Raw genomic sequence first — 9,590 nt, 5'->3', positions numbered from 1 at the left:
TTGCCGAGTGCCCAGCACTCGTTTCTTAGAACAGATTTTGTAACTTGCGATGTAACATCGAAATGTTACTTCCTTTCGCTACAAACCCTGTAAGGGTCTCTGTAAGAAGGGCCGAGACTCTATCAGCTTCAGCTTTGTTTGGGAAGGCCCCAAACACACAACTTCCAGTTCCGGTTAGTTTTGCTTCGGTAAATTTACCTAGCAAATTCAATGCGTTACGAACAGCTGGATAACGCCTCTCTACAACCGGCTGACAGTCATTACGACTGTTTCCCTCGAGAACGGGGCGCACTTTAATGGGAGGAGTGTCACGTGTCAACAGCGGATCTGAAAAAATTTCTGCTGTACTTACAGATACTTGCGGCACAAGCACCAGATACCACGGTTCTTCGGGATTTACCGGGGTCAGTATTTCTCCGACGCCTTCGGCGAAAGCGGCCCGACCGCGCACGAAAACCGGGACGTCTGCGCCTAACGTCAGGCCTAAGGCGGCCAACCGATCTTCATCCCAGCCCAGATTCCAGAGATGATTGAGGCCCCATAAAGTTGTGGCTGCATCGGAGCTTCCGCCGCCGATTCCGCCGCCCATGGGCAGCACTTTTTTCAACCAGATATCCACACCCAGTAAACTGCCGGACTGTTCCTTGAGTGAACGAGCTGCCCGGACGATCAGATTGCTGTCGTGGGGAACGTTGGGAATTTCGGTCTGAAGCCTTATTTTTCCGTCTTCGCGCAGGGCAAAACTCAGTTCATCGCCATAATCGAGAAACTGAAACAGCGTCTGCAGCTCGTGGTAACCATCGGTGCGACGGCCAAGGATATGCAGCATCAGGTTGAGTTTGGCCGGGGCGGGCAGGGTCAGGCGAGGCTGGGACATATTTATTGCCCCAGTTTGCGCGGTTGCCAGTCCTTGACGACCAGCGTCACGTCCAGGTCTTCGCCGTGCAGTTTGATCCGCTCGGGTAGCCAGTAGCCGTTCTGCTGGGTATAGCTGAGGTATTCGATCTGCCAGTTGTCCTGTTCCAGGTTTGACAGGCGACTGTCGGCATCTAGTGTCAGCCTGCTTTTGCTGTCAGGCGCGGGCAATCCGCGAACCCACCAGACCAGGTGCGAGACCGGCAGCCTCCAGCCGAGTTGATCCTGCAGCAGGCTTTCGGGGTCCGGCGCTTGGAAGCGGCCCTGATTGGCGACCTCCAGGGACACCGCGCCGGGGCGACCGGTTAACCGCGCCGCACCACGCCCCAGCGGGCCGGACAGGCGAATGTCGTAGTAGTCCTGACGCTGCAGCCAGAACAACGTGCCGCTGCCCGAGTCCTTCGGTGCCCGAATACCGACCTTGCCGTTGATCTGCCAGCCATCAAGGCTGCTCAGCTGTTGTTTGTGTGCCTGCCATTGTTTGGCGTTGCCCTGGCCTTGTACGGCCTCACGGGGGCCGATGCCGGCGCAACCGGCGAGCAGGGCGATAAAGCCGAATACGATTACGTGGCGCAGTAACATAAATTCAAAGGGTCTCTGATCCGGTCAGGCGCTTTAGTGTGCTGCGCAGGACTGGACTGTCAGGTTGCTGTTCAAGGGCTTTGCCCCAGATTTTACGCGCCTCGCGCTGCTTGCCTTTGGTCCAGAGGACTTCACCCAGGTGCGCGGCCACTTCGTGGTCCGGGAAGCGTTCGAATGCCTGACGCAGCAGGCGCTCGGCTTCGTCCAGATTACCCAGGCGGTAGTTGACCCAACCCAGGCTATCGAGGACGGCCGGGTCGTCAGGGTTCAGCTCGTGAGCGCGCTCGATCAATTCCTTGGCCTCTGCATAGCGCGTGGTGCGGTCGGAGAGCGTATAACCCAGCGCATTCAGAGCCATCGCGTTGTCGGGCTCGCGTTTGAGAATGGCCCGCAGGTCCTTCTCCATTTGCTGCAAGTCGTTGCGTTTTTCAGCGAGCATCGAGCGCGTATAAAGCAGGTTGAGGTCGTCCGGATACTGCTTGAGCGCCTGATTCAGCACTTGCCAGCCACGGTCGGCCTGGTTGTTGTTGGTCAGGGTTTCTGCCTCGATCAGGTACAGCTGAATGGCGTAGTCCGGTTGGTCGGCGCGTGCCTGGGCCAAGCGTTTCGAGGCTTCGGCAGTGTTGCCGTTGCTCATCAAAATGTCGGCCTGGCGCAATTGCGCGGGCAAATAGTCATTGCCAGGGCCGACTTGAGCGTACTCGGTCAGTGCGGTTTGCGGATCGTCGCGTTCTTCGTAGATGCGCCCCAGGTTGACGTGAGCGGAGTCAGCATGGCTGTCACGGGCGATCAGGTCTTCCAGATACCCCTGGGCTTCATCCCAGGCCTTGGCTTCCAGGCACACGAGCGCCAGGGAATAGCGAAGCTCGTCATCATCCGGGTATTGCTGAACCAGGCTTGAGAACTGCACCTTGGCGTCTTCCATGCGATTCTGTTCGACCAGCGTGCGTGCGTAAGTCAGGCGCAGGCGCTTGTCGTCAGGGTATTTCTTGATGCTTTTTTCCAGCAGGGGCAGCGCTTCCTTGCCACGGTTCATGCTTTGCAGCAAGCGAGCGTGGAGCAGAATCGGCGCGACTTCACCTTCGTTCGGCGGATTGTCTTCCAGCAGTTTCAGTGCCTCAGTGTTCTCGCCTTCTTGCTGCAGAAGCAACGCTTTGCCGAAGATCAACTGGCCGTTTTTCGGGTACTTGCCCAGCAAGCGGTCGAAGCTGGTGAGCAGCCCCTTGCGGGTATCGGAATCAGTTTCCGCAGCAGAGAGCGCGAGGAAGTCAAAGTGAGTGTCTCCCTGGCCCTGCAGGACTTTCTCCATATAACGCATCGAGTCGTCGTAGCGCCCGGACCTTGCCAATTGAATCGCTGCGGCCCTTTGTGCTTCGAGATTGGTCGGGTCGTTCTTCGCCCAGATCAGCGAAGTGTCCAGTGCGGCCTGATCGGCGCCCAGGTACTCGGCGATACGAAACGCCCGCTCAGAGATCGCCGGGTCCTGGGTGTTGATCGCCTGGGTCACGTAGTTGTCCAGCGCGATATCGAAACGATTGCGCTGGCCGGCCAGTTCGGCTGTCAGCAGGCTGACCACTGTTTCCTGAGTGAACGAGCCATAGACCTGAGGCTTGGCTTCAGGCGTGGGGGGCGTCTCTTTCGCCAGTGGCGTTTCCGGGGAAACCGTGGCCGTAGACTGGCAGCCACCAAGAACGATAAGGGCAAGGAACAGCGCGGAGGATTTATTCATATAGAGGAGAGGGCGACTTACCTGCGGTTTGGAAGCATCATGACACAAGGCTGGGAGCAAACCCACAGCCTGTGCGAAAAGTAAGGACCCTCGATTAGGCTCTCTACGTAAAGTCGCTGCAGCCTGCACCATGGCAAATTGTCGCAGACCCTAGGGCGCTTTAATGCGGATCGTTATAGGGACAATAACCTTTGCCAGTTGTTCTGAATGTATTGCGGTGGTTGTCCTGAATCTATTGAAGTAGGACAATTGCCGGCTTCACGTCACCATCAGCGACCTTGAATGGCCTTTCTTGCTCTGGGTATCAATCATAAGACTGCTTCAGTCGATGTCCGCGAGCGCGTGGCATTTACGCCTGAGCAGTTGGTTGAAGCATTACAGCAGCTGTGTCGCCTGACCGAAAGTCGCGAAGCCGCGATCTTGTCGACCTGCAATCGCAGCGAACTTTATATAGAACAGGACCAACTCACGGCCGACGTCATTCTGCGCTGGTTGGCCGACTATCATCACCTGAACGTTGATGAACTGCGCGCCAGCGCCTATGTGCATGAAGAAGACGCTGCCGTCAGACACATGATGCGTGTCGCTTCAGGGCTGGATTCACTGGTGCTGGGCGAGCCACAGATTCTCGGTCAGATGAAATCCGCTTATGCCGTGGCGCGTGAGGCGGGTACCATCGGGCCGTTGTTGGGGCGCTTGTTTCAGGCGACGTTCAGCGCTGCCAAGCAGGTCCGCACTGACACGGCCATCGGCGAGAACCCGGTGTCCGTAGCGTTTGCCGCAGTCAGCCTGGCCAAGCAGATATTCAGCGATCTGCAGCGCAGCCAGGCGCTGCTGATCGGGGCGGGCGAGACCATCACGCTGGTCGCCCGACACCTGCACGAGTTGGGCGTAAAGCGTATCGTCGTTGCCAATCGTACGCTGGAACGCGCGAGTATCCTGGCTGAACAATTTGGCGCCCACGCTGTGCTGCTGGCCGACATTCCGGCTGAGCTGGTGAACAGCGACATCGTCATCAGTTCCACTGCCAGCCAATTGCCGATTCTTGGTAAGGGCGCAGTAGAAAGCGCGCTGAAGCTGCGCAAGCACAAACCGATCTTCATGGTGGATATCGCGGTTCCGCGCGACATCGAGCCTGAGGTCGGCGAACTCGATGACGTCTACCTTTACACCGTTGATGACTTGCACGAGGTGGTCGCCGAAAACCTCAAGAGCCGTCAGGGTGCGGCGCAGGCTGCCGAGGAGTTGGTGAGCGTTGGTGTCGATGACTTCATGTCGCGCCTGCGCGAACTGGCAGCGGTCGACGTGCTCAAGGCCTATCGTCAGCAAAGCGAAAGGCTAAGGGACGAAGAGCTGTTGAAAGCACAACGATTGCTGGCCAACGGGGGCAACGCCGAAGACGTGCTGGCTTCGCTGGCCCGCAGCCTGACCAACAAATTGATGCATGCGCCCAGCGTGCAACTTAAAAAGCTGTCTGCCGAAGGTCGCGTCGATGCGCTGACCATGGCTCAGGAATTATTTGCCCTCGGTGAGGGCCCCACGGATAAAACCCCGCAATGAAAGCTTCACTGCTCAATAAGCTGGACATCCTCAGTGACCGTTTCGAGGAGTTGACCGCACTGCTTGGCGATGCCGAAGTCATTTCCGACCAGACCAGGTTCCGTGCCTACTCGCGCGAGTACGCGGAAGCAGAGCCCGTGATCACAGCCTATAAGCTGTTGCTCAAGGTGCAAGGCGATCTTGAGGGCGCGCAGGCGTTGCTCAAGGACAGCGATCCTGACATGCGCGAAATGGCCGTCGAGGAGGTACGCGAAGCCAAAGAGCAGTTGCTGGTGCTGGAAAACAATCTGCAAAAGATGCTGTTGCCCAAGGACCCGAACGACGGACGCAACGTGTTTCTGGAAATCCGTGCCGGTACCGGGGGCGACGAAGCGGCCATTTTCTCCGGTGATCTGTTTCGCATGTATTCGCGCTATGCAGAGCGTCGCGGCTGGCGTGTAGAGATTCTGTCCGAGAACGAAGGCGAGCATGGCGGCTTCAAGGAAGTCATCGCGCGGGTCGAAGGCGATAATGTGTACGGCAAGCTGAAGTTCGAGTCGGGCGCGCACCGCGTGCAACGGGTGCCGGAAACCGAATCCCAAGGGCGCATCCATACATCGGCCTGCACCGTTGCGGTGTTGCCCGAGCCTGATGAGCAGCAAGCGATCGAGATCAATCCGGCGGACCTGCGCGTCGACACCTATCGTTCGTCCGGCGCGGGTGGTCAGCACGTCAACAAGACCGACTCGGCGATTCGTATCACGCACTTGCCTTCGGGCATCGTCGTCGAATGCCAGGAAGAGCGTTCGCAGCACAAGAACCGAGCACGCGCCATGTCCTGGCTATTGGCCAAGTTAAATGACCAACAAACCAGCGCGGCCGCCAATGCCATCGCCAGTGAGCGTAAATTGTTGGTGGGGTCGGGGGATCGCTCCGAGCGCATTCGCACATACAACTTTCCACAGGGGCGAGTGACGGACCATCGCGTGAATCTGACGTTGTATTCGCTGGATGAAGTTTTGGCCGGCGGGGTCGATGCAGTGATAGAGCCGTTGCTTGCCGAGTATCAGGCAGATCAACTTGCGGCATTGGGTGACTAAATGACCATTATCGCCAGCTTGTTAAGAGGCGCCGAACTACCGGACTCTCCGACGCCGCGTCTGGATGTCGAATTGCTGTTGGCGGCCGCATTGGGCAAGCCTCGCAGCTTTTTGCACACCTGGCCTGAGCGTATTGTCAGCAGTGAGGCGGCGCACCTTTTCGAAGGCTACCTGCAGCGTCGTCGCACCGGCGAGCCAGTGGCCTACATTTTGGGGCTGCAAGGGTTCTGGAACATTGATCTTGAAGTGGCCACGCACACCCTGATTCCGCGTCCCGAGACCGAAATGCTGGTAGAGACGGCGCTGGAATTACTTCCGGGTGCTATTGCCCATCAACTGCTGGATTTGGGCACGGGCACCGGGGCGATTGCATTGTCATTGGCCAAGGATCGTCCGCAGTGGAACATCACTGCGGTTGATCGAGTGGATGAGGCGGTCGAACTCGCCGAGCGTAATCGCCAGCGGCTGAACCTGGACAACGCCACGGTGCTCAACAGCCACTGGTTCAGCGCTCTGGAAGGCCGGCGTTTCGACGTCATTATCAGCAACCCGCCCTATATCGCGTCCAACGATCCGCACCTGGTCGAGGGTGACGTGCGCTTCGAGCCCAGCAGTGCGCTGGTTGCGGGTATCGATGGCATGGACGACTTGCGCCTGATCGTGTCTCAGGCGCCAGCGCATCTTGAACCGGGTGGCTGGTTGCTGCTTGAGCATGGTTACGATCAGGGCGCTGCTGTGCGCGACCTGCTCAATAGCCATGGTTTTGAACACATTCAAACCCGTCGTGATCTCGGTGATCATGAGCGCATCACTTTCGGACGCGTGCCGTGCTGACAGATCAGGAGCTGTTGCGCTATAGCCGACAGATCCTTGTGCAGCAGGTCGACATCGACGGTCAGTTGCGGCTCAAACAAAGCCGCGTGTTGATCGTCGGTATTGGCGGGCTGGGTTCTCCGGTGTCCCTTTACCTGGCAGCCGCCGGTGTGGGTGAGCTGCATCTGGCGGATTTCGACACGGTTGACCTGACCAACTTGCAGCGCCAGATCATCCATGACAGCCACAGCGTTGGACGCAGCAAGGTCGACTCGGCCATTGAGCGCCTGACGGCGATCAACCCTGACGTAAAACTTGTGCCCCTTCGCGCGGCGTTGGATGCCGATTCGCTGGCCGCAGCGGTCGAGGCAGTGGATCTGGTGCTTGACTGCTCCGATAATTTTTCCACCCGTGAAGCGGTGAACGCGGCGTGCGTTGCTGCTCGTAAGCCTCTGGTCAGCGGCGCAGCGATTCGCCTGGAAGGTCAGTTGTCGGTGTTCGACCCGCGCCGCCCGGAAAGCCCGTGCTACCACTGTTTGTATGGTCACGGCAGCGAGGCCGAATTGACTTGCAGCGAAGCTGGCGTAATTGGACCTCTGGTGGGCTTGGTGGGGAGCTTGCAGGCGCTTGAAGCCCTGAAACTGCTGGCCGGGTTTGGCGAGCCACTGGTCGGTCGCTTGCTGTTGATTGATGCATTGACCACGCGCTTTCGCGAACTCAAGGTCCGGCGCGATCCGGGCTGCGACGTGTGCGGCGCAATCCATGGATAGTGTGGTCGAGCATGGCTAGAGACAGCGATGCGCCTGTGGCTGTGTTCGACTCCGGCGTTGGCGGGTTGTCGGTGCTGAGTGAGATTCACAGCCTGCTGCCTAATGAATCCCTGTTGTACGTGGCCGACTGCGGACACATTCCTTACGGCGAGAAAACCCCGGAATTCATTCGCCAGCGTTGTGTTGTCATTGCCGAGTTCTTTCGTGCGCAAGGCGCCAAGGCGCTGGTCTTGGCTTGCAACACTGCCACGGTCGCCGGCGTGGCTGAACTGCGCGAACGTTATCCCGACTGGCCAATCGTTGGCATGGAGCCTGCGGTCAAGCCTGCAGCGGCCGCAACGCACAGCGGAGTGATTGGCGTACTGGCGACCACAGGCACGTTGCAAAGCGCTAAGTTCGCCGCTTTGCTCGATCGGTTTGCTGCCGACATTCAGGTCGTTACCCAGCCTTGTCCGGGTCTGGTCGAACTGATCGAAACCGGGGATCTGCTCAGTCCGACGATTCGCAACTTGCTGCAAGGCTATGTCGAGCCGTTGCTGGCGGCGGGGTGTGACACGATTATTCTTGGCTGCACGCATTACCCATTTCTTAAACCACTGTTGCGCGAGATGATCCCTGCGTCGATCACCTTGATCGATACCGGTGGCGCTGTAGCCCGCCAATTACAGCGTTTGCTGACTCAGCGCGAACTGCTCGCCCAGGGGCATGCACAGCCAACTCAGTTCTGGACAAGTGGCGATCCAGATAATTTCAGAAATATCCTACCGATACTGTGGAAAAAGTCTGACAGTGTGCGAAGCTTCGTCTCGTGAAAAAAACGTGAAAGGCCGCTGAATTGAGCTGAACTAAAGCTCAACTGCAGATTTCTACAAGAAGTCTGTTGAGATAGACATTTCCTACAACTGCATTTGAAATAGGATATTCCAGATGAAGCGACTGTTTTGTTTGGCTGCGATTGCGGCCGTTTTAACGGGGGAAAGTGCGATAGCACAGGCTAATGGGGTTGAGTTTTCCATAGGCCAGACTGGCGAATCGACAATGACCTATCGCTTGGGCGCTCAGTTCGATTGGGATAAAAGTTGGTGGCAAACCGGTGTCGGTCGTCTGACAGGTTACTGGAGCGGGGCTTACACCTACTGGGAAGGTGATAAGAGTTCCAGTAATAACAGCCTGTCGTTTTCCCCAGTGTTTGTTTACGAGTTCTCCGGCGAAAGCGTGAAACCCTACATTGAGGCGGGCATTGGCGCAGCGGTGTTCCAGCGCACAGAAGTTGAAGGCAACAAGTTGGGAAGTGCATTCCAGTTCGAAGACCGCATCGGGTTTGGCCTGCGCTTCGCCGGTGGCCATGAACTTGGCCTGCGCGCGACTCATTACTCCAACGCTGGGCTGGCCAGTAACAACGATGGTATCGAGAGTTACGCGGTTCACTACACCATGCCGTTCTAAAACTGACTTTCCAGGCTCAGTTCATACTGAGCGCGGCTTGTCCCGCGATCTGGCGTGCAGCGCCAGTAAAGTCGACGCACGTAGTCTGCCTGTCACACCGCGTACGTAGGTTTCACGACGGGTTCCCCGATGGTCGCGGGACAAGCCCGACTCCCACATGGGGGCATGGTCAGAACGCACTGAAAGAGTGAACTTGTTCACGAGGCGGCGTCCCCGACATACCGCGTTGGTCGCCTCGCCAACAAGTTGACTACTACGCAGGCGTCAGCTTTGAAGTATTGCGCCAAGCCGATGTAACAGGTCGCCAAGTGATGGGCGTTGAGGCATATCACTCGGGGATCACATCCTTTCCCGTCATCGATAAGCCGTCGAAATACCTTCGCGCTCTGTTAAGCATTCCGGCGCCCCCATCTCGAATTCCCGACAGATCAATGGGCGTTTATCGTAGATGGTACACATCATCGTGTCGCGATCCAGCGCTGCGCACCAGCCGTCGTCCAGGCGCAGCATGACTTCGCCGCCCCAGTCATCGGTATCGATAAAGCGTTCAGGCACGCCTGTCTCAGTGATCAGCATGACTTCCAGCTGACAGCAGCAGGCTGCGCAGGTGGAACAGGTGATGATGGGGTCGGAGGATATCTGGATCAATGGGATGGCGGTCATGCGCGGCAGTGTAAAGCAGCGTGAGGCCAACAG

The 9,590-nt window shown here is 57.8% G+C and carries 10 protein-coding genes; 6 read left to right on the top strand and 4 right to left on the bottom strand.

What is annotated here, in order from left to right:
* Window positions 1-25 precede the first annotated feature (25 nt).
* From ispE to VGC62_RS23910, 3 genes are read right to left on the bottom strand one after another with little or no spacing between them, the layout of a single operon-like run.
* Window positions 26-877, bottom strand: a complete 852-nt coding sequence (ispE, locus tag VGC62_RS23920; RefSeq protein WP_331189552.1) for a 4-(cytidine 5'-diphospho)-2-C-methyl-D-erythritol kinase — start codon at window positions 875-877, stop codon at window positions 26-28.
* A 2-nt stretch (window positions 878-879) separates the two neighbouring features.
* Window positions 880-1,497: a lipoprotein insertase outer membrane protein LolB gene (lolB, locus tag VGC62_RS23915; RefSeq protein WP_331189551.1), complete on the bottom strand. Its 618-nt coding sequence runs from the start codon at window positions 1,495-1,497 to the stop codon at window positions 880-882.
* Window positions 1,498-1,501: 4 nt separating this feature from the next.
* On the bottom strand, window positions 1,502-3,226 hold the full coding sequence (locus VGC62_RS23910; RefSeq protein ID WP_331189550.1) for a tetratricopeptide repeat protein: 1,725 nt from the start codon (window positions 3,224-3,226) through the stop codon (window positions 1,502-1,504).
* 282 nt (window positions 3,227-3,508) lie between these two features.
* Here VGC62_RS23910 and hemA point away from each other — a divergent pair, with 282 nt between their 5' ends.
* From hemA to VGC62_RS23880, 6 genes are all read left to right on the top strand, one after another.
* Window positions 3,509-4,786 carry a glutamyl-tRNA reductase gene (gene hemA, locus VGC62_RS23905; RefSeq protein WP_331189549.1) on the top strand — a complete coding sequence of 426 codons (1,278 nt, stop codon included), beginning with the start codon at window positions 3,509-3,511 and terminating at the stop codon, window positions 4,784-4,786.
* A complete protein-coding gene (gene prfA / locus VGC62_RS23900; RefSeq protein WP_331189548.1) occupies window positions 4,783-5,865 on the top strand; it encodes a peptide chain release factor 1 in 1,083 nt (360 codons plus the stop codon). Before hemA ends, prfA begins: the two co-directional genes overlap by 4 nt.
* Complete coding sequence (gene prmC / locus VGC62_RS23895; RefSeq protein ID WP_331189547.1) at window positions 5,866-6,699, top strand: peptide chain release factor N(5)-glutamine methyltransferase; 834 nt, start codon at window positions 5,866-5,868, stop codon at window positions 6,697-6,699. It begins immediately after the preceding gene.
* A complete protein-coding gene (locus tag VGC62_RS23890) occupies window positions 6,693-7,448 on the top strand; it encodes a molybdopterin-synthase adenylyltransferase MoeB (RefSeq protein WP_331189546.1) in 756 nt (251 codons plus the stop codon). The genes prmC and VGC62_RS23890 overlap by 7 nt, the downstream gene beginning before the upstream one ends.
* An 11-nt stretch (window positions 7,449-7,459) precedes the next feature.
* Window positions 7,460-8,260, top strand: coding sequence for a glutamate racemase (murI, locus tag VGC62_RS23885; RefSeq protein ID WP_331189545.1), 801 nt, complete (start codon window positions 7,460-7,462; stop codon window positions 8,258-8,260).
* Window positions 8,261-8,375: 115 nt separating this feature from the next.
* Window positions 8,376-8,894, top strand: a complete 519-nt coding sequence (locus VGC62_RS23880; RefSeq protein WP_331189544.1) for an acyloxyacyl hydrolase — start codon at window positions 8,376-8,378, stop codon at window positions 8,892-8,894.
* A gap of 354 nt (window positions 8,895-9,248) precedes the next feature.
* Here VGC62_RS23880 and VGC62_RS23875 read toward each other — a convergent pair whose 3' ends face one another.
* Entirely contained in the window at window positions 9,249-9,557 is a 309-nt protein-coding gene (locus VGC62_RS23875) for a YkgJ family cysteine cluster protein (protein WP_331189543.1), read from the bottom strand.
* Window positions 9,558-9,590 lie beyond the last annotated feature (33 nt).

It is taken from the genome of Pseudomonas sp. (assembly GCF_036404235.1).
Lineage (GTDB): Bacteria > Pseudomonadota > Gammaproteobacteria > Pseudomonadales > Pseudomonadaceae > Aquipseudomonas.
Note: the sequence above shows the minus strand (reverse complement) of the source record. Positions and strands in the feature narration are given on the sequence as shown.

Excerpts from the sequence above, each read along its gene's own strand:
- ispE (WP_331189552.1), bottom strand. The coding sequence starts at position 877 with ATGTCCCAGCCTCGCCTGACCCTGCCCGCCCCGGCCAAACTCAACCTG.
- lolB (WP_331189551.1), bottom strand. The coding sequence starts at position 1,497 with ATGTTACTGCGCCACGTAATCGTATTCGGCTTTATCGCCCTGCTCGCC.
- VGC62_RS23910 (WP_331189550.1), bottom strand. The coding sequence starts at position 3,226 with ATGAATAAATCCTCCGCGCTGTTCCTTGCCCTTATCGTTCTTGGTGGC.
- hemA (WP_331189549.1), top strand. The coding sequence starts at position 3,509 with ATGGCCTTTCTTGCTCTGGGTATCAATCATAAGACTGCTTCAGTCGAT.
- prfA (WP_331189548.1), top strand. The coding sequence starts at position 4,783 with ATGAAAGCTTCACTGCTCAATAAGCTGGACATCCTCAGTGACCGTTTC.
- prmC (WP_331189547.1), top strand. The coding sequence starts at position 5,866 with ATGACCATTATCGCCAGCTTGTTAAGAGGCGCCGAACTACCGGACTCT.
- murI (WP_331189545.1), top strand. The coding sequence starts at position 7,460 with ATGGCTAGAGACAGCGATGCGCCTGTGGCTGTGTTCGACTCCGGCGTT.
- VGC62_RS23880 (WP_331189544.1), top strand. The coding sequence starts at position 8,376 with ATGAAGCGACTGTTTTGTTTGGCTGCGATTGCGGCCGTTTTAACGGGG.
- VGC62_RS23875 (WP_331189543.1), bottom strand. The coding sequence starts at position 9,557 with ATGACCGCCATCCCATTGATCCAGATATCCTCCGACCCCATCATCACC.